The organism is Salmonella sp. SG203, assembly GCF_013350575.1.
GTDB classification, from domain to species: domain Bacteria; phylum Pseudomonadota; class Gammaproteobacteria; order Enterobacterales; family Enterobacteriaceae; genus Salmonella; species Salmonella enterica.
The window spans coordinates 1-20,543 of sequence record NZ_SNMT01000026.1; the positions used below are offsets into that span (position 1 = coordinate 1).

Genomic DNA, 20,543 nt, shown 5'->3' on the forward strand with positions numbered 1-20,543 from the left:
ATGCGCAAGCTGCTGACTATCCTGAATGCGATGCTCAGAAAGAACGAAGAATGGAATGAATCGTATCATCACGTTGCTCCATAAAAATAACGTTCAAGACAGTTGCTTATTTCTTAATCCCAGTGTGTAAGAAAGCAGCATGACTGCCGCCACGCCCCGGTTATTTTTTTCAACCTTCATAAATGCTTTCTGAAACTCTTCCGGATTTAATGGTAATTTTGTTCCCGCCCTGTTGCTTTCTTCCAGTCCGAGTGCTTTATTACTCAACAATGGATTATCCGGAGCCGCCAGTTTATAACGACCAGCCTGATTTAAAATTCCGCGGATTACAGAACGTTCATTCTGGATCGAACGAACAGAAATACCCTGTTCTTTCCTGAACTGAAGATACCCGATGAGATGACGGGTCTTTATACTGTCCGTATGACGCAGTTTTATTCCGTTATCACGAAGGTAATTCAGAAAATATCTGGCAATACGCATACTGTCAGCAACAGTCGCATAGCTTCTGCCCGCATCCCGGGCCAGTGTGACAAAATCCCGCCTGAACTGCTCAACTTTTGAACGCGCAGATTTATTTTTCATCCCCCCCCCTGCCTGAATTTTGCTGAAAAAAAGACACGCCTGCCCGTCAGTGCATTCCGTCCGGCCTGAACAACTTTCGTATTCCTGAGGGAATGAACTGTCGTAACACATTAAAAATGTTAGTTTTTCGTCGTCACGGACGATCCCTGCGTGTCGGTGCGTTCGCCTTCCTGGCCCGTCTGATATTGTGTAGCAGGGTAATGCTATGTTGAGTTTTTACAGGAGTTCAACCAGTACGCAGTACGGTGAATTTAACTCCCCGTCAGTTATGACTGACGCCTCAATATCATGACGAAAAATCCTCCATTAATCATTACGTTAAGTTTCACTTCCGAAACCTTAACAGACGGTTAAATAAAACCCCTGAGCGTCCGTTCATAATAAACGGACGCTCAGGGAACGGTAAAAACGTTACTGCGGTTCATTTCCCTACCTGTCAGTCACGTGCGAATGTCCGTTTTTAACAGGCCGTATAATCAGGAAATACGTATTACAGATGTTTGCCGCTTCGCGGCGTCACTTGGTACTCGTTTCATTCGTACACAAGTGACGCCGCGTGTGCTCAGACTGGTCGTTATATGGTCCGGAAGGTGCCCCAAATGTTGTGGCGTACGTCAACGTTTTCGAACGTTGAACGTAATTCACACCAAATGGCGGCATATCCGTACATGCGACGGATTGTCTGAACAGGCAACTCAAAAAGTAAAAAAGGTTATACGGTTAAGACCGTTACTGAATGAGGGTGGTCACAACATTCCGGTAAAACAATATATTAATTACCTGCCGGAAAGACTGCTATCTGTAGATTCAAGGCTCCAGAGGTTAGTCATACTGACCTCCGGGCTGAAGTCACAACGGAACATCAGCAAAGTAAAACTACGCCCCCGTCACAACAGAAACTTCTGTCGCAACGTCTGTTTCCAGGGGTTAACAGACGTACCGTCCACAGACGCCACCTCTCAGGCTTCGGTAGCATTGGCTTGGGTCACCCGAAGGCGTCAGTCTCAGACCCGATATGACTTTGGCTTGTGATCACCCTAAGGCGCTTCTCTCAGATCACTGTGTACTCTCGCACACGAAGCATTGGCTGTTGTCTCGTGGACAACGATTTAACAAACTGATGCTAGATCAAGCGGCCAGTTCAGATCAACTCCGATCATCAGAATTTTTATCCTTGTCCGGATACAGACTCCAGCTCAGGAAAAAGATAAAAATAATATCGCCCCCCATCCTGACATTCTGTTCTGACGGGAAGATAATAATTTTCAAATACCGATTCCGCCGTTTTTATATCACCACTGACCCGTAACTCCAGTGCACGGATAAGTCTGCCATTACTGTTAAAACTTACTTTAACATCTGCCTCATTCATAAAAATAAAATTCTCTCTGGCTCCGAAACTTTCCCTCCTCAACGCTTTCCATTTAGCTGATGTTAAAAGATATCCTTTCCACCCTTCATTTTTCAGCACCTCCATTACACGGGTAAAACGAAAATAGGCTGCCTGTTTGCTGATATCCTTCTGGCAGCAGGAGTAGATATATTCCAGTTTCGTCCTCAGTCCTGAATTATGTCCTTTCATGCGACCATCATTTATTAAATAGTCTATTTCCGATGATACAGTCTGAGGGAACAGCTTCCTTTTTCTGGCCGTAGCCAGCCAGTTCATAATAAATACATGCTCAGAAAAGTCTGACGTTATATTACCTTCCCGCCAGGCCATTTTCATGGCGACCAGCGCAGCCCATGAAAAAGACTCTAAAATTTCATTCCTGTTTTCCATTTTTAACTCCGGTCAATTTTTATTAACATCACCACAGAACTGCCAGTAACAACCTTTTTATTTAAACCACAGATAAAAACACTAATAATTAACTAACTTCCATCAGTGAATTATCTCCACTGTTTTCTTATCTCTTTCCCTGGCATTTTTCCAAAACGATTATAGTTAAACGTTTCTTCATCTTTAAAATAACCATAACCACGCATGACAAACACTCCACGATGTAATTTCAGAAAGGATATTACGTCACTTAAATCAGACTCAGTAATTCGGGTATGCAGGCGCTCATGCACCATTCTGTGGAGGTCATGCTTGAATGCCCCAGGGTTATCGCATATAAGGCAATATACCAACTCCGATAGTCCCGGCACCACTTTTCTGCTCATAACACCCCCTGATATTCCTGCTGTATGTGGTCATTCCAGTACAAATAAATAGCATCTCGTTACCGGCTCCAACGTCTTTATTTACCCGCTGCCTTACCTCGGGGCTGGTACTCATCAGGAAGATGAGTTACCGAAAAGTATTTCACAAGCTTACGACCTTTAGCTGTAGCAACAGTTTTACCAACCAGCTGGCAACGAATTCCGTCTGTCCGACGCATTATGGCGTGGATAATCAGTCGAGCTGTATGTTCATTAAGTCTGAAACGCTTTGCCACTTCGTTTGCCGTCACACCTCTCTCCTGCTCATATACCCAGCGGGCCATTTTTCTTTCCATTATTTCCCGCTCTGCCCGATTTAAAGCCAAATTGAATACCCCCGCTGCTCTTTTAATATTGTTCTGTCATATGCAGCCTGAAATAATCAAGTCAGGTATTGCATTTGTCCTTCTGAAAGGGATAGTTTTTTGTTGCAGCGTATACCTCCGCTCACCTGTCCACTGGCGGGATATATACGGTCAGGAAGTAATGTTATCAGTGACTTGCAAAGCACCGTAATATCTTCGTTTTGTAAACGGATATGAAAAATCAGGCTTCTGGGTAACCATCCCGGGGATAATTGTAATGATTCACGACGAAAAAGCAGAAAAGCTCGAGCAGGCCGGATTTTACCGCCGTGCGGCTGTCCGCTGGCTTACCGTTCTGGATAACTGCCGGGACGCTCTTTCCCGGGAATGGGTTACCCGGCGCCGGTTGTGGTGTCTGCAGCAGGCTGAAACCCGGCGCCCTTTAACAGATACTTTCGGCGATGTCCGTAAGGCCGCCACGGAACTGCAGAAAAGCATGGGGATCTGGCAGCCTGACGGTGATGCCTTCAGAAAAATAAAAAAGCATTCCTCAAAGTAGATAGCTGTCCTGTGGGGGATTACATTCCGGACGAAAACGGATGAGTACGAAAAAATACACTTGCACTCTCCTGGCTGCATTCCTCAGAATTCTAACTGCCGAGCCTGGTTGTCTGAATCAGGTTGGTTATAGTCCATTTGTACTCTTTTATCCGATGTTCATTATGCCCGGTCTGTGTGTGCCGGGTTTTTTTTGCCCCGGAGGGGTTTACCGCAATGGCAGCGCTTGATACCTAGTATCACGGTTGAGAGCACTATCATTGAATTTAGTTGCAGTGAGCTGACTGTAATAGTGCTGTCACGACTAAAACATACAAAAAGGAACGATTTCTCTACTGTACCGACGCCCTGTGGGAGCCGGTACAGAGCTTCATCATTTTCAGTACACACGTTCACACTGGTGATGTAGTCCTGCTGCAGGGTGATACCTGATATGCCTGTTGTCCCCACTCGGGATGTGCATCATCATCCATGAACAGTTCCCCCCCTTTATACAGAAATGGCACAAAATGGGCCGTATTATCGAAGCCCTTCACAAACCCACAGACCACACTGTCACCTCCACTGTCCGTCATCCTGTAGACATTCCAGAGCATTAAAGCTTCAGTTCCCGAGTTCGCTTTCTGCATGGTTACCTGTATATCACGCAAATAATCTGCATGTGCACCGACGGCAAACAGCAGGCCCGTAAGAGCAAACAGTATCTTCTTCACCAGTATTCTCCTCATGTTGATTCCTGCACGGCATCATAGCGCAAATCAGAGGCGGTAATGTAACACCTCATTAATAACACACACTTCCTGTTGACATTAACACCCTGCAGTTCATAAGTTTTTACAGCGTCAATTTATGTAAATAATTCCGCAAGGTTTTGCGCTTGCAGTTCACAACTACCGGGTTTCCTGCCCGACATACACCGGTTCAGAAGAGGTAAAGATGTCAACATCCGTTATGGCTAAACTAAAGGAACCTGTCGACCGCTTTATGGTGCTGTCACTGGGTTTGCTTTCTGTAAGGGTTATCCAGGGCTTTATCTACTGGGGCGGTGGGTCAAGGCGCTTCATCTATGGCACGCAAAAAATCAACCCGAATTCCGCCCACTGGATGGCAAACAAGTTTCAGACGGCCATGCCGGGCGCACTACTCGGGCTGGAGCATGTAATTTCATTCATGCTTCAGCACTTCTGGCTACTGTACGCCGGTATCATTATTTTTAGCGCTGCTGAGCTTTTTGTTGGCGCTTTTCTGATGATTGGTCTTTTCACCCGGATATCAGCTTTTATCTCAATGATATTCTCGGTTTTGCTAATGCTGATGTTTGGCTGGCAGGGCGCAACCTGTATTGATGAATGGACAATGGCTGCCTGCAATCTTGCAATGGGTGCCACAATTTTCCTCTGCGGCTCTCCGCACTATGCTGTCGATAACATCATTCTGAGAAAACACCCCTCATGGGAGAAAAGCTGGCTTTTCCGCTGGTGCGGCGGTTCCCTTCCGGTTCCGTTGAATGACGGTGGTTATAAGAAGCTGGCATTGTGGACATTGCTCTTTGTGGTTGTCTTTGATATTGGCACCTATCATCATTACCGCGGTTCCGTCGTCACCTGGTTCCATTCAGGTCCCGTCAGCCCGACTAAACATCATATTTCACTGGACAGCGGCGTGCTTAACGCGGATGGTTCCGTTTCATTCCATGCCTATCTGGATGCCGGTACCCCGGAGGCTCCGATGAGTATCATGGAAGCCTGGCTCATCAACCGTCAGGGTCAGAAAATCGCGCACTGGGATACTGCAATGTTATCTGCCATTCCGGTCGCTGATTTTAAAAATGACTATGCCTACAATAAATTCAAGCCCGCTCTGTACGGTATCGATGGCGAAGTGGGGGCGAAAGCAACCATCACGCTGCCTGCTATTGTATCTCCACAGAAGGATGATCTGCCTGTGACACTAAGGCTGATCAATTCACGCGGTACCGACTTCAGTGTTACGCTGAAATGATATATGCCGTCACAATACAGGCCAGCATAACCTCTATTGCGATGTAAGGGTATTTACATCGCAATAGAAGGTAAGTTATAGCTATTATTGTCTGGAAATCATTATGTTATCCAGTACTGTTCTTATCTGTACGCCAATAGCATGCTGATGGCTTTCATCAACACATTGTTTGCATAAAGCATATAAACAGTTGATATCTGTCAGGGAGAACATCAGTGGAATACCTTCATTGTATGAACGGTTCCATTCGTCATCACCACCAATAATAATCCCGTTATCCATTACATTGAGCCAGAAACTTCACGAACAGGTGCGATATCTCATTTTGTTCAGCCCTTTCCCCCCTGCAGCTACTATTTTTAACAGGGGATAGCCAGGTTTCATTTACTCCATATGACTTTGTGGCGATTAAGTATAACCAGTTACCTGAGTAGAGAGTCAGTCAGGTTGCTTTGCGCTTATCCCCCCCCCCCGGTGATGCACGGATAACAAGTTAAGGCTGAATGAATTTCTTCAGGATATAAACAGCCCGTTCCATCCCCTGCTTACGTTCTACGGTATAAATAAAATTCCCGGCTCGGGCTTCTTCTATAATGTCTATCAGGGACTGAACTGATAACGCCCTCTTCCGACCAAGAATCTCCAGCACAGCGCCACCTATCTCATTACATATCGCTTTAGCTTCAGAAAAATCATTTTGCTGAGGCATAGTTTTCTCCATTGCCCAACTATTGGGCACAGTGATCTCCAAAAGACTGCCGGCCTGTGCCATCACCCTGATTAATGTCTGGCACAGAGATAGCAGTAAAAACAGCTACTGTGTGCGGGGTTCACCGACTGGCAAAATAGTTCGACCAAACTGTTTATTAAGTACTTCCCCCATTGCCAGATAAACGGCACTGGCTCCGCAGACTAATCCCGTCCAGCCCGCGATATGGACCACGGATATACTGGAAAAAATATTTCCAACAGCCAGCAATATAAACAGTACCGCCAGACTCAGGAAAACAAACTGCAACATTCGGGCTGATTTCAGCGTACCAATAAACATAAAAAGTGTGAATACCCCCCAAAGTCCCAGATAAAAACCAAGAAATCCGGGATCAGGCGCATCCGCCAGCCCCATCTTCGGCATTAACAAAATAGCGACCAGCGTTAGCCAGAAAGAGCCATAAGAAGCAAATGCAGTTAAACCAAAAGTGTTTCCTTTTTTGTACTCCAGTAGTCCCGCAAAAATCTGGGCAATACCACCATAAAAGATCCCCATGGAAAGAATAATGTCATCCATAGAGAAAAAACCTGCATTATGCAGATTAAGCAGAATAGTGGTCATGCCGAATGCAGCCAGCCCCAACGGAGCCGGATTAGCCAGTTCAGTATTGTTCATGGTTCCTCTCGAGTGAAGTTATTACAGGCTTAATAAGAATAGTCAGAAAAAGATATTATTTTTATTTGATACGCTGATATTTATCAGGACAGAGAGGTCAATCACAATTTATTTTCACAAACCATCTTTAAGACCTGCAAGATTTTATATTTAGAAATCAAATATTACTGTAGCTTAATATTTATGATTAATTGTAGTGTTTTCAAAACCAACCATTCCTGCTCACATATTCCGGAAAACCAATAAAGAAAGTGTTTCACCCGCATTTTGTGATCAACATGACAGGCGGTAAAAACCAACTGCGACGACCGGCGTTCATCCAGACTACCTTTATGCTGGCATTCTCAGGAAATTCTCCAAGAATAGTATCGATGAGAGAATACGATCCTTCATACGGTAGACATGTCCGATCCATACATCCTCCGTCCACAGTTTCCCATCATCATTACACATAGCACTGGTTTCAGAGATCTCATTTTGCTGAAAAATAGCTTTCTCCATTGCCCAACTATTGGGTACAGGGCTCAATAAACTGCCGACATATGCAGCACTGAATGAAGAGTAATCTAAATTTCCATCATCCTCCTGATTAATATATGTCACAGAGATACCCGTTAAAGACTAGTATGCTTGATACTCACCGAACGATGAAATAATACGACAAAGCTTAAGGATTTTAATCGGTTACTTTTCTTTTTATAACCTTATTTAATAGTTTGTACATGATGTGATCTTAATCATATATGTCAACTTTGAATCTATCATCTATGTATATGCATCATTAAATTATAGTTTAATTAATGTTAAATAATCGTTTTATTTTATGTTTCCCAGGGCGCCATTTGTATGTATCCTTTTGATTTAATGATAATATTTTTACGTATCCAGTCTGCGGTAAAAAGTCAAACAATATATATTTGTTGTGGAGTTAGATATATGTTGTTTGTCCAAAAACAATTTTCATTTGAAGCTATAAACACCATTTAATTTCAGGAATTGATTATGAAAGACATAGATTCTAATAAAATGGGACTTTTTGCTTTGATATTAGTTACTGCGTCAAATATGATGGGGTCTGGTGTTTTTTTATTACCAACTAATATGGGCAAAATTGGTCCTGTTTCTGTATGGGGATGGGCTGCAACTATTATTGGTTGTGCATGTCTTGCTTTGGTTTTTGTAAAGACTAATTTTCTTAACCCCAAGGTCGGTGGGATCGTAGCATTTGCTAATGATGCTTTTGGGGATTTTGTTGGTTTTCAAACTGGTCTATGTTATTGGTTTATGTCCTGGATAGGTAATGTAGGTGTGCTTGTCGCTGGCGTTGCATACTTAAGTTATTTTTTCCCAATCCTGAAAGATCCAACATATAGTGCCATATTATGCATTGTTTTTTTATGGGGATTTATAGCGCTTGCAAGCTTAGGTGCGAAGGTCGCTGGTAGTACACAATCGTTCACTGCAATTTGTATGTTAATTGTGGTTCTGGGAGTTGGCATTTTTGGTTGGTTTTGGTTCAGGCCTGAAGTTTATGGAGAAGTTTACAATGCAACAGGAGATAGTGATGGTTCAGCAATAATGAGTGCAGCGAGTATTGCACTATGGGGGTTCCTTGGAATAGAGGGGGCTGTAGTAGCCTGTGGTCAGGTTAAAAATCCAGAGCGTAACGTACCAATTGCAACAGTGGTTGGATTATTAATAGCCGCGACATGTTATGTATCGAGTTGTGTAGTTATTATGGGTCTGGTTCCTCATAACCTTCTTGCGAATTCTCCCGCTCCATTTGCAGATGCTGCTAAATATATGTTGGGTGACTGGGCTGGAAATATTGTATCAGCTTTAAGTGTTATCGCATGTCTGGGAACTATGTGTGGGTGGTTAATACTTCAGTCTGAGGGCCCTCGTGCAGCAGCTAATGCGGGGATATTTCCAAAGTTCTTTGGAGAAACAAATAAAAACGATGTACCAATGAAAAGCCTGGTTTTCACCGGTATACTCATGACAATTGTATTTTTTATGACGATGTCTCCGAATGCTTCAGAGCAATTCAAAATTCTCATTTTGATGTCGGTATATGCATGTCTGGTTCCATATATCTATGCTGTAATTGCCTTGCCAATAACAATGATTGCAAAAGGGAAGTCTAAATCTAAAAGCTTCTACGGTTACCTTTTTCTTACAGCTGTCGCTCTCATATACTGCCTGTTTGCCATGTTAGGATCTGGTACTGATACACTATTCTGGGGATGTTTACTCCTGCAAATAACAATACCATTATACAGTTATGTTGCTAAGCGTAAAAAAGAACGTGGTGAAGTCATCCTTCTCAACCAATAAGTAAGGAGTATTATTATGTCACTTTCATTAAGAGACCAAGAAAAGCTAAATGAATTTTACAATTTTTGCAAAGAAAATAAATATCATGTGATTGCATATCCTGATGCTGCAGATTTGGATGTAAGTGATCTCGACCGCTTTAATGAGTTTGTATTTAATAATTACGGTGACTGGGCTGAATGGTCAAATTACATTCTGAATACTTTTCAGTTTGAGAAGGAAGTTATTGAATGGTTTGCTAAACTCCTTCGAATCAATTTTGCAGATTGCTGGGGATATGTTACTAACGGTGGTACCGAAGGTAACATGTATGGGTGTCTTTTAGGACGGGAATGTTTTCCTAATGGAAAATTGTATTATTCTAAACAAACCCATTATTCGGTTGCTAAAATTGTAAGCATGCTCCGTATTGATGGTAGAGTGGTTCAGGATCAAGAGAATGGAGAGATAGACTATGATGACCTTATTAAAAAGATAAAAGAAAATAATGATCCACATCCAATTATTTTCGCCAATATAGGTACTACTGTTACTGCTGCAGTTGATGATATAACTATAATTCAGAAAAAAATGTCAGAAGCAGGATATTCTCGTGAAGACTATTATATACATTCTGATGCGGCGCTAAGTGGAATGATTATTCCTTTTTGTGATGAACCACAAAGCTTCGATTTTGCTGATGGTGCTGATTCTGTTGCAATATCAGGTCATAAAGTTATTGGTACAAAAATACCAAGTGGCGTTGTATTAGCAAAAAAAGAAAATGTCGCAATGATTACCCATGAAATTGAATATATTGCGGCGCATGATAAGACAATTACTGGTTCAAGGAACGGTCATACTCCGTTAATGTTCTGGAAAGGAATCAAACAATACAGCATGGATGAACATAAAGAACGGATACAACGTTGTCTTCACTATGCTCAGTATGCAGTCGATAAATTTAATAACTATGGTATTAAAGCATGGCGGAATAAAAACTCCACCACCGTTGTATTTCCAAAACCTTCATTAGATGTTATTAAAAAATGGTATTTATGCACTCAGGGCCCCTGGGCTCATCTTGTTATTTGCGGTCATCACAAAGATACAATGCAAATTGATGCTGTGATAAGAGATGTGGTAGCTGATACAAAAAAATAAACATGCACAGTGGTAAATAAATATTTTATTTATGGACATTATGCAAAATAAATAAGACAGCCTGTTTACAGGCTGTCTTAAAAGAAGGTATCCTATCATGAATAAAAATTCCAGGGGTTTCTTTTGGCTTTCATTAGGAATATGTTTTATTATTCTGATCTCACTTGTTTGCGGTGCCGTTATTTATAAAGTAGATATAGTTATTATACTGTTAATACTTCTTATTTTTGTATGTGCGGTAAGCTTATTTACTGATAACAAAATTGAAAATCTAATCGAATATATATCTGACAGTCTTAAACATGCTACCAGCGCTTTTCTTATATTTATTCTAATAGGGGTTTTAATCAGTGTATGGGTTGTATCCGGCACTGTGCCTTCACTGATATATTATGGATTATGTTTTATATCGGGGAAATATTTCCTCGTAATGGGATTCTTGATTTGTGCATGTGTATCATATGCTACAGGAACATCATGGGGAACGGCTGCCACTATAGGTGTAGCACTCATGGGAATAGGTAAAGGCGTTGGTATACCTGATGCCGTAACCGCAGGAACTATCATTTCCGGTGTTTATTTTGGAGATAAAATGTCTCCTCTGGCCAGTACTACCATTTTATGTTCGAGCTCAGCAGGCACAAGTCCAGAAAAACATCTTCAGTCAATGTCCTTTTCAGGATTTCTGACTTTTTTCATCTCTGCATGTTTATATTTTATTTTAGGATTATATTTTTCTTCAGATACTGGTATCCCTGTGTCTGATATATCTTATATTAATAACTATCTTAGTGCTAATTTTCATATAAGTATTATATCCTTGCTTCCAATATTAACAACTCTTGTATTAAGTATTATGAAGGTATCTCCCTTTATATCAATGACTTTAGGTATTGTTATGGGGGTTATAGTTGCTGTAGCTTTTCAGGGAGCAAATATTACTGGTATTTTCGATATTATGAGTAATGGATACAGAGTTGCTGATGGCCCTGGAATAATTAAAATAATGTTAGACCAGGGGGGTGTCCAACCCATGATGTGGACTTTTTCGTTATCCTTTATCGGCTTCAGTCTTGGAGGAGTTCTCGATAAAGTCGGATATCTTAATGCTGTTTTATCAAGGGCCACCGCAAGGGCACAAGGATGCCGTAAATTATCGCTGATAACATATGTTACCGGATGGCTAGGCTGTGCTGTTACCTCAGAGGTTTATGTCGCCCAAATGCTAAATGGTAGAATCTACAAGGATGTCTATGAACGCGAGGGAATAGATAACGCCATGTTAAGCCGATATATTGAAGAGAGTACAACAGTATTTGATATGTTTTTACCCTGGACTACAGGGGGGGCTTTTATGGCTACAGTGCTCGGTGTAGCAAATTTACATTATTTACCATTTTCCTTTTTCTGTTTGCTTACACCTGTGGTATCAATGGTGCTGACAATCTTCGGTATTGGTATAATAAGAAAACGGAGTATTTGATGGATACAGAATTATTAGATACTTTTGTACATATATCTAAAACCCGCAGTTTCACAAAAACCGCAGAGGCTATGTGCTTAACACAAGCTGCGGTCAGTGCCAGAATAAAACAACTTGAGAATCTGGTTGGACACCCTGTTTTTATTCGCTGTAAAAATAGCCATGCAGTTCATTTAACTAAATCCGGACATGCTCTATTACCATTCGCTTCAGAGTTTATAAATAGTTGGGCTATGATTCGAAAGGAAATAAACAATATTCATGACAAGCCAATTCTGAATATTTCTGTATATCCTGCTCTGGCTAATTTCTTTTTTGAGAAGGTAACCATTTTATTTGATATTGAAAGATTTCAGTTAAACATACATCAAAGTAATAATATGAGTCTTACTGAGTCAGTTTCAGATCTTGATACAGACGTATACATATCGCTGACAAAACCGAAATCATCTCAATACGAGCATGTGCATTTGGGAATTAACAGGATTGGCATGTTATATAATCACCTTATTGAGGGGTCAACACTTTTTGTCGACTGGGGAAGTGATGCAAATAAAAAAATACATATGTATTGCTCAGGCGGCTTTTCATTTAAAAGTGATTCGCCAGACTTTGCTATTAATTATATTCTAAAAAATGGCGGCAGATGTTACCTTCCTTTAGGAATGAAAATGAAACAGATAAAACAAGATTTGAGTTACCCATTAATAAATATTCCAATCTATGCAGTCTTTGATAAAAAAAAGACAAACCCTGCTATTGATGCCTTTCTGGAAATATTTAACATTTGATTTTTTGGTAAATTCATTTACCTTCCATTATTTTGATAGTGTATCAAAATTGAACACTTTTATTTAATAATTAATCCTTTGCATGATGTTTTTCACGGAAAATAAATATATTAATCCACAAAACGTGGAAACGTCATTCTGGAATATAATCGGACTCTGGCTGAACAGAAAACTCCAGATACGGATAGCAGACAGAAGTCAGCGAAAATATTTAGCGATACGTCATATCTTATAAGTTGACAGTGGTCACTCATACCCTCTGTGCTATACTTTTGCTAGCAGTGATTTTTAATACCCCGATCAAAGATATCGTTTCACTAGTTTCTGACTCATCTTGTACCTTATCCAGATACAGGCTGTCACAAAACCCAAATACATTATATAATAAAAATAAAAGACTCTGTCATTTGGTCATATCAGTGACGGTCAATATCACGCAGGTATATAAACCAGTACGTCAATCCGACAAATACCCCACCTCCAATTATATTTCCAATAGTAACCGGCAAGAGATTGTCAGTAATAAAATTCATTACAGTAAGTTGATTAAAATCTGCAGGACTTAAATTAACTTCCGCCCAGAATTCCGGAGTTGCAAAATAACGAATAACAATCCCCATCGGGATCATAAACATATTTGCAATACTGTGTTCAAAACCACTTGCAACAAACATTGCTACTGGAAGAATCATAATCATTGATTTATCAACCAATGTACGGCCAGCATAACTCATCCAGACAGCAAGACAAACCAATAAGTTAGCAAGAATACCTAGAGTAACAGCTTCGATAAATGTATGATGCATTTTATGGTCCGCTGTCTGCAAAACATTCAGCCCCCAACCACCGTTCGCTATCATATACTCACCTGATAACCATATCAGTAGAACAAAAAAGAGCGCTCCAATTAAATTTCCAATATAAACGTTCACCCAATTCCATAGCAATTGCCGCCATGTAATATGACCACAGGCTTTCGCCACTACGATAAGTACTGTCGATGTAAACAAATCAGCTCCACAGATAATACATAAAATCAGACCAAGTGAAAAACAAATCCCACCAGTCAGTTTTATAATTCCATAAGGCATCTCTGCAGTGCCAACCGTGGAGCTGATATAAAAAACAAACGCAATTGAGATAAACATACCGGCCGTAACAGACAGATAAAAGGTTTTTAGCGGATGTTTAGTACTTTTGTATACACCTGTCTCTTCAGCTACTTTTGCCATTTCAACAGGAGGTAAAATATTGTTGAATTTGTTACCTTTCACAAATATTTCTCTTTATCAATTCAGTCACAGGATATGTTCAATATTCAATAAAAAATTGACAAGCAGTTTTCAGATAACCTTCTGATTACGAAAAGTAATAATATCCTTGTCATCATAACCTAAACTATACAAAATTTCGTCAGTATGTTCCCCCTGTAACGGGGATGCAGTTATTTCCACTAAATTATCTGACATCTTTATTGGCATACCTACCGTCGTGTACCGCCCGCGTAAAGAATGTTCAACATCAACAATCGTCCCACTTATACGAAGCGACTCATCTTCAGCAATTTCCTTCATTGAAAGAACAGGAGCACAGGGAATATTATATTGATTGAGAATATCCATAGCCTCAAACTTTGTTCTGGATATGGTCCACTCTTCAATACGCCGGAAAATTAAATTTAGTTTTGGCAAACGAGCAGATGGCGTTTTAAATTTATCATCCTCAGCCCAACCGCCTTCGCCAATCACCTTACATACAGCAGGCCAGACAGCTGCCTGAATAATAAAATAAATGTAAGCATTAGGATCCGTTTCCCAGCCCTTACATTTGAGGATCCAGCCCGGCTGACCTCCGCCAGAGGCATTTCCCGCACGTGGTACAACTTCACCAAACTGACCGTCTGTGTATTGCGGATACTCTTCCAGTGTACCTGTCCGTTCCAACCTTTGTTGATCCCGCAGTTTAACACGGCATAAATTAAGAACTGAATCCTGCATTGATACTGACACTTTCTGACCATATCCCGTTGTATATCGCTGAAAAAGGGCAGAAACGATACCCAGAGCAAGGTGCAGACCAGAGCCGGAATCACCAATCTGTGCCCCTGTCACCACCGGCGGGCCATCATCGAAACCTGTTGTTGATGCTGCGCCTCCGGCGCATTGCGCAACATTCTCATAGGATTTACAACTCTCATATTTACCTGGCCCAAACCCTTTTACGGAAGCAAGGATCGTGCGAGGATTGATGGAATGGATATGTTCCCACGTGACTCCCATTCGATCCAGAGCCCCTGGCGCAAAGTTCTCAACAATGACATCACTGCATCTGATAAGATTGTTCAGGATTTCCAGTCCTTCAGGGGTTTTAGTATTTAATGTGATGGAACGTTTATTATGATTCAGCATTGTAAAGTATAAACTGTCTTTATCAGGAATATCACATAACTGTTTACGTGTCGCGTCTCCCTCACCAACACGTTCAATCTTAATAACATCTGCTCCCAGCCATGCAAGCAGCTGAGTACAGCTTGGTCCAGACTGTACATGTGTAAAATCGATAATTCGTATTCCCTCTAATGCTTTCATAAAAACCTCATTTTTGCATATTCATTCTGTCAATACTTAACCGTTATAATTAACTATGGGCGTCATAAAACCATCAGCAATAAAAAGTTTTATGACGCCTCATATACGCAAAATTAAATTGACCTGACTCATCCTGTCCACGCTTACTTTACAGGATTCTTTATAGACATCAGAAGTAATAGCCTTGGTTATTCCATAAATTTATCCAGGTCAATCTGGACTGCTGCCAGCCTCTTTCGCAATAATCTCTCCTCATTAAACCGCGAGGTTTCATCCCGAATAACAGCTACTATAAATTCAGGATTACCGAATTCATCAAATAATAACGCGACAGTAAACGCGATAGATAAAATGTCTCCCCCTTGCTTTAGTGACGGTACGCGGAGAATCGATGTGCCATACTTAGTCTGGCCCGTTTGCATTGTATGACAATAACCATCCCAGTGCCGCTCACGGTATCTTTCAGGAATAATGATATCAAGTGAGGAACCCAGTGCTTCTGTTGACGTATAACCAAATAAACGTTCAGCAGCTGGATTCCAACCGGTAATAACCCCTGATATATCGGAGATAACTATTGCATCACCAGCCATTGTCAGAAATTGCTGAAATTTATCCATTATCTTAACTAAACAGCTTTAGAAAGATGAATATGCGAAATCTGTTCTGATGAATAACCTAGTTCTGCCAGAACTTCGTCAGTATGTTCACCCAGCAGCGGCGAGGCCGTGACTTCAGGTTTAAGATCTGAAAACTTAATTGGACAACCTACAGTCCAGTAACTACCGCGAACTTTATGCGGTACCTCAACGATAGAGCCACTCTTGAGTAGCGACTCATCATGTAGCAATTCTTTCATCGACATCACTGGTGCACAGGGAATCCCGAACTTACCAAAATAATCCACTGCTTCGTATTTATCCTTGCCTGCAGCAAGAATAAAGTGCTCAATAGCGCCAAAGATATCCATGATATGTGGCTGACGAGCTTTAGGTGTGGTGTAAGCCGGATCTTCTCTCCATTCAGGGCGCTCAATTGCGTCACAAATAGGAGTCCACACCAAATCTTGTACCGTAAAATAAATATAAGCATTAGGATCGGTTTCCCATCCCTTGCACTTAAGGATCCAGCCAGGCTGACCACCACCACCGGCATTCCCTCCTCGTGGTACTACATCCGTGAAGGGTTCATTAGGGTATTGCGGATACTCTTCCAGATAACCTACTCTGTCCAGACGAAGCTGGTCACGCATCTTCACCCTACACAGATTGAGTACTGCATCCTGCATTGAACAGGCGACCTTCTGGCCTTTTCCCGTTTTCTGGCGACCAATATAAGCAGTAAGGATACCAATTGCCAGATGCATACCCGTATTGCTGTCACCTAAAGCTGCAGCTGAAATGGTTGGGCCTGAGTTCTCACCTTTCCACCAGCCAGTTGTTGACGCAGCCCCCCCGGCACATTGCGCAACATTCTCATAAGCTCTCAGATGCTCATAATGGTGTCCTTCACTAAATCCTTTAACAGACGCAAGGATCATACAGGGGTTTAATTCCTGGATGTATTCCCACGTAAATCCCATCCGATCAAGTGCTCCAGGACCGAAATTTTCAACCATCACATCACTCTCTTTAATAAGCCGTGTTAATATTTCTTTACCATCTGGCGTCTTTGTATCTAGCGTCAGCGAACGTTTATTACTGTTGAGCATTGTGAAATAAAGCGCATCGGCGTCCGGAATATCTCGTAGCTGGTTACGTGTAATATCGCCAGAACCAGGACGTTCTATTTTGATAACATCAGCGCCAAACCACGCCAGCATTTGTGTACATGCCGGACCGGCCTGAACATGAGTGAAATCGATAATTTTAATGCCAGATAAAGGTAATAATTTTTCGTTATTCATTTAGTCATCTCCTTGTATTTATTTCTTGATTGCTTTTGCAGGGTTAAGGTTTGTAATACGTCCACTTTCAGTACCCGCAGTTTCGTCAATCACGGCATTAATAAGAGTGGGTTTTCCGGAAGCAATAGCTTCATTTATGGCTTTGTTCAGATCGTCAGCCGTTGTCACATATATACCAACGCCACCAAAAGCCTGCATCATCATTTCGTAACGCGCATTTTTGACAAACACAGTAGGTGCCAAATCGGTGCCACCTGAGAGATTTTTATCCGTTCCTTTGTAAACACCGTTGTTATTAAATACAACGATGCACACTGGCAGTTGGTATCGACAGATAGTTTCTACTTCCATTCCACTAAAACCGAAAGCAGAATCCCCTTCAATGGCAATAACCTGTTTGCCCGTAACAACAGAAGCGGCGATAGAAAATCCCATCCCTATCCCCATCACTCCCCAGGTACCGACATCGAGTCGCTTACGCGGCAGATACATATCTACAATGCTGCGAGCAAAATCGAGAGTATTGGCTCCTTCGCTGACAATAATTGTTTCAGGGTTGGCTTTGACTACATCTTTAACCACACTCAGTGCACTGTGAAAATTCATTGGTGAAGGACGCAGTGCCAACTTTTCCGCCATTTTATTGAGATTCTTTTCCCTGCGTTCAATAATAGCGTTCATCCAGTCAGCAGGAGGTCTCGCCCAGTTATCTCCAATATTATGCAACAACTGCTCGACGCAGGAGCCGATATCCCCAATCAATGGCGCAGCAATAGCAACATTGCTGTCAATTTCAGTTGGTGCGATATCAATTTGTATGAATTGTTTATATCCCTTGTCCTGTCCCCAAACTTTCCCTTTACCGTGTGAGAGTAACCAATTAAGACGGGCACCAATCAGAATAACGACATCAGCCTCCTGTAATACATAAGAACGTGCAGCGGCAGCTGAAAGTTCATGCGTATCAGGGAGCAAGCCCTTAGCCATAGACATCGGTAAATAAGGAATACCGGTTTTTTCAATGAATTTCCGGATATCAGCATCAGCCCGTGAATAAGCCGCTCCTTTTCCAAGTAAAATAAGTGGTCGTTTTGCTTTTTCTAGCACCTTTATTGCTCTGGTTACCGCATCGGGGGCAGGTAACTGAGCTGGAGCAGGATCAACCACTTTAATCAATGAATTACGACCGGCCTCGAGGGGTATTGTTTGTGAAAATAACTTGGCAGGTAAATCCAGATAAACCCCGCCAGGTCGGCCAGATACTGCAGCACGGATAGCGCGGGCAATACCAACACCAATATCCTCAGCCCGAAGTACACGAAAAGCGGCTTTGCACAAAGGTCTGGCAATCGAGAGTTGATCCATTTCTTCGTAATCACCCTGCTGCAGATCGACTATCTCACGTTCACTGGAGCCACTTATCAGGATCATGGGAAAACAGTTGGTCGTGGCATTTGCTAGTGCAGTTAAACCATTTAGAAAGCCAGGTGCTGAGACAGTCATACAAATACCTGGTTTTGCCGTCAAAAAACCAGCGGCAGCGGCAGCATTACCGGCATGTTGTTCATGACGGAAAGAAATTACACGCATACCTTCAGCCTGTGCCATACGCAAGAGATCTGTGATAGGGATTCCCGGCAGACCAAAAATAGTGTCAATATCATTAAGTCTCAGGGCTTCAAGAAATAAATGAAAACCATCAATTAATGTTGTTGATTCGGTCTCTGTGTTACTATCAGATTTCGTGTTATTTTCACTGGTAGAATTCATATTGAACCTCTCTTAAGGTTATTTAAAATTAATATACTATAAATTTATCACAATTAATTTATTACCGTTTTCCATACAGGAGGGTGCTTCCATAGAGGAAGAAGAATAAATCCTGAAAGCAAGGCCATGACAGATGAAACAATGATTATAAAGGGATTGCCATAAGTCGAAATGAGGTATGCAGATAATACTCCACCATAAATTCCTCCGAGTCCCTTTGCTGTGGCATAAAGCATTCCGTAATTAGAACCAGAAGCTACTTCACCATAATAATAACCTACAATTGAAGCGAACAGTGAATAAAGTGCTCCCCAGAAAAATATTGAAATAATGCAACTTGTAATAAATCCCGTAGAACTTCCGGCCTCCGCAAAATACAAAGCTAAAAAAGAGAAAAGTCCACAGAGGATATAAAATATTGTCATCGTTTTATCTACGCCAATCTTATCAGAAATCCAGCCAGCAACAACCCGACTCAAACCACTTGTAATAGCGATACCTATAGTCATCACCGTACCAGCGGCCAGACTAAAATGAAATGCTGAAGCAAATTTAATGCTTTTTGAAATAAAAGTTAATCCTGCTCCTGAAACCAACACAAAAGAAACAATAAGCACCCAAAACTGCCATGTACACATTGCTTCACCCATACTATATTGTTTGTCACAAGGGCGTTTCGTTAATTTTCTACTTTTCTGTGAAGTGACAGTCCATCCTTTAGGTGGATCCTTCATAAAAAGTCCCGTAATTATAATTACGCCAGAAATAATGGCTGCCATGACAAAAATAACATTAAAAAATGTACTATCAGGAGCATTCTTTGGAATGCTCTGAATAGGGAAAATAAAGGGTAACGCCCCCCAAGAAAAGGCCGCAGACATCAACCCTGTAGTAATGTTTCTGTTATCAGGAAACCATTTATTACAGGTAGTTATAGCCGCATTATAAATAAATCCACAGAAGAAACATCCGATACACCAGACCACAAGAACAACACTATAGGAAACACTCTGACCGAAGGCACAGACCAGAAGACCGATACCAGAGAAAATACCCGCAACTACCGAAACCAGCTTTGGACCAAATTTATCACGTAGAATACCACCGGGTAATGTACCGAATGCCTGGCAAATGACGAACATCGTAAACATTAATGATACTTTGGTTGATTCCCATCCATAAATGTCCCCAAGATGTGGTGCGATCACTGACCATGCATACTCATACGGACTAATAACAGACATAGCCAGAAAAGCGAGAACAAACATCCACCATCTACTAAAACCTAATATTTCCTTGTCAGTACATTCGCTTATATTTGTGCTTGCAATAGTATTCATCCTATATCTCCAGAATCAGGACTTTAAAAATAAAGCGTTGATATCAATATTTCAGATACTCATAAAATAATTTTAATTTCCTAATTCATAATTGTTGATACAATAACAGTCTGTATTAACCCCCAACCATTAAGGTTAACA

At 41.4% G+C, this 20,543-nt stretch carries 19 protein-coding genes and 1 pseudogene; 6 read left to right on the forward strand and 14 right to left on the reverse strand.

All coding sequences use genetic code 11. From position 1 onward, the window contains the following. Positions 1–102 precede the first annotated feature (102 nt). The 4 genes and pseudogenes from HV477_RS23745 to HV477_RS23760 all read right to left on the reverse strand — a co-directional run. Positions 103–585 (reverse strand): annotated as a pseudogene (locus HV477_RS23745) (phage integrase N-terminal domain-containing protein); the annotation flags it as partial. 1,168 nt (positions 586–1,753) lie between these two features. Next, the gene (locus HV477_RS23750; protein WP_023222281.1) at positions 1,754–2,368 is read right to left on the reverse strand and encodes a DUF2913 family protein; all 615 of its coding nucleotides are present in this window, start codon (positions 2,366–2,368) and stop codon (positions 1,754–1,756) included. A gap of 110 nt (positions 2,369–2,478) precedes the next feature. Next, on the reverse strand, positions 2,479–2,754 hold the full coding sequence (locus tag HV477_RS23755) for a hypothetical protein (protein WP_023222282.1): 276 nt from the start codon (positions 2,752–2,754) through the stop codon (positions 2,479–2,481). A gap of 77 nt (positions 2,755–2,831) precedes the next feature. Further along, a complete protein-coding gene (locus HV477_RS23760; RefSeq protein WP_175065473.1) occupies positions 2,832–3,089 on the reverse strand; it encodes a hypothetical protein in 258 nt (85 codons plus the stop codon). A gap of 286 nt (positions 3,090–3,375) precedes the next feature. Between HV477_RS23760 and HV477_RS23765 the strand changes: the two genes are divergently transcribed. Beyond that, positions 3,376–3,657 carry a PerC family transcriptional regulator gene (locus tag HV477_RS23765; RefSeq protein ID WP_023222284.1) on the forward strand — a complete coding sequence of 94 codons (282 nt, stop codon included), beginning with the start codon at positions 3,376–3,378 and terminating at the stop codon, positions 3,655–3,657. A 391-nt stretch (positions 3,658–4,048) separates the two neighbouring features. Here HV477_RS23765 and HV477_RS23770 read toward each other — a convergent pair whose 3' ends face one another. Further along, positions 4,049–4,369 (reverse strand): hypothetical protein, encoded by a 321-nt coding sequence (locus HV477_RS23770; RefSeq protein WP_134949845.1) that lies wholly within the window; start codon positions 4,367–4,369, stop codon positions 4,049–4,051. Between the two features lie 238 nt (positions 4,370–4,607). On the opposite strand from HV477_RS23770, the gene HV477_RS23775 reads away from it, so the two are divergent. Then, the gene (locus HV477_RS23775) at positions 4,608–5,657 is read left to right on the forward strand and encodes a TQO small subunit DoxD (RefSeq protein WP_254621709.1); all 1,050 of its coding nucleotides are present in this window, start codon (positions 4,608–4,610) and stop codon (positions 5,655–5,657) included. Between the two features lie 84 nt (positions 5,658–5,741). On the opposite strand, the gene HV477_RS23780 is transcribed toward HV477_RS23775, so the two are convergent. From HV477_RS23780 to satP, 3 genes are all read right to left on the reverse strand, one after another. Then, on the reverse strand, positions 5,742–5,939 hold the full coding sequence (locus HV477_RS23780; RefSeq protein WP_175065474.1) for a hypothetical protein: 198 nt from the start codon (positions 5,937–5,939) through the stop codon (positions 5,742–5,744). A 211-nt stretch (positions 5,940–6,150) separates the two neighbouring features. Continuing rightward, a complete protein-coding gene (locus HV477_RS23785; RefSeq protein ID WP_175065475.1) occupies positions 6,151–6,366 on the reverse strand; it encodes a hypothetical protein in 216 nt (71 codons plus the stop codon). Between the two features lie 105 nt (positions 6,367–6,471). Then, the gene (gene satP / locus HV477_RS23790; protein ID WP_175065476.1) at positions 6,472–7,044 is read right to left on the reverse strand and encodes an acetate uptake transporter; all 573 of its coding nucleotides are present in this window, start codon (positions 7,042–7,044) and stop codon (positions 6,472–6,474) included. Between the two features lie 1,002 nt (positions 7,045–8,046). Between satP and HV477_RS23795 the strand changes: the two genes are divergently transcribed. From HV477_RS23795 to HV477_RS23810, 4 genes are all read left to right on the forward strand, one after another. After that, positions 8,047–9,381 (forward strand): amino acid permease, encoded by a 1,335-nt coding sequence (locus HV477_RS23795; RefSeq protein ID WP_023248741.1) that lies wholly within the window; start codon positions 8,047–8,049, stop codon positions 9,379–9,381. Between the two features lie 15 nt (positions 9,382–9,396). Beyond that, complete coding sequence (locus HV477_RS23800; RefSeq protein ID WP_023221881.1) at positions 9,397–10,524, forward strand: histidine decarboxylase; 1,128 nt, start codon at positions 9,397–9,399, stop codon at positions 10,522–10,524. 97 nt (positions 10,525–10,621) lie between these two features. Then, complete coding sequence (locus HV477_RS23805; RefSeq protein WP_023221882.1) at positions 10,622–12,007, forward strand: Na+/H+ antiporter NhaC family protein; 1,386 nt, start codon at positions 10,622–10,624, stop codon at positions 12,005–12,007. Further along, positions 12,007–12,798 (forward strand): LysR family transcriptional regulator, encoded by a 792-nt coding sequence (locus HV477_RS23810; RefSeq protein WP_070802148.1) that lies wholly within the window; start codon positions 12,007–12,009, stop codon positions 12,796–12,798. The genes HV477_RS23805 and HV477_RS23810 overlap by 1 nt, the downstream gene beginning before the upstream one ends. A gap of 416 nt (positions 12,799–13,214) precedes the next feature. Here the strand turns inward: HV477_RS23810 and focA are convergent, their stop codons facing one another. The 6 genes from focA to HV477_RS23840 all read right to left on the reverse strand — a co-directional run bounded on the left by focA (position 13,215) and on the right by HV477_RS23840 (position 20,402). Then, on the reverse strand, positions 13,215–14,072 hold the full coding sequence (focA, locus tag HV477_RS23815) for a formate transporter FocA (RefSeq protein WP_309224870.1): 858 nt from the start codon (positions 14,070–14,072) through the stop codon (positions 13,215–13,217). A 69-nt stretch (positions 14,073–14,141) separates the two neighbouring features. Further along, positions 14,142–15,386, reverse strand: a complete 1,245-nt coding sequence (gene frc, locus HV477_RS23820) for a formyl-CoA transferase (RefSeq protein ID WP_175065477.1) — start codon at positions 15,384–15,386, stop codon at positions 14,142–14,144. A gap of 188 nt (positions 15,387–15,574) precedes the next feature. Beyond that, positions 15,575–16,006: a PAS domain S-box protein gene (locus tag HV477_RS23825; protein WP_175065478.1), complete on the reverse strand. Its 432-nt coding sequence runs from the start codon at positions 16,004–16,006 to the stop codon at positions 15,575–15,577. An 8-nt stretch (positions 16,007–16,014) separates the two neighbouring features. Beyond that, a complete protein-coding gene (gene frc, locus HV477_RS23830) occupies positions 16,015–17,292 on the reverse strand; it encodes a formyl-CoA transferase (RefSeq protein ID WP_175065479.1) in 1,278 nt (425 codons plus the stop codon). 18 nt (positions 17,293–17,310) lie between these two features. Next, positions 17,311–19,062, reverse strand: a complete 1,752-nt coding sequence (gene oxc, locus HV477_RS23835) for an oxalyl-CoA decarboxylase (RefSeq protein ID WP_175065480.1) — start codon at positions 19,060–19,062, stop codon at positions 17,311–17,313. A gap of 53 nt (positions 19,063–19,115) precedes the next feature. Continuing rightward, positions 19,116–20,402, reverse strand: a complete 1,287-nt coding sequence (locus HV477_RS23840) for an OFA family MFS transporter (RefSeq protein WP_175065481.1) — start codon at positions 20,400–20,402, stop codon at positions 19,116–19,118. Positions 20,403–20,543 lie beyond the last annotated feature (141 nt).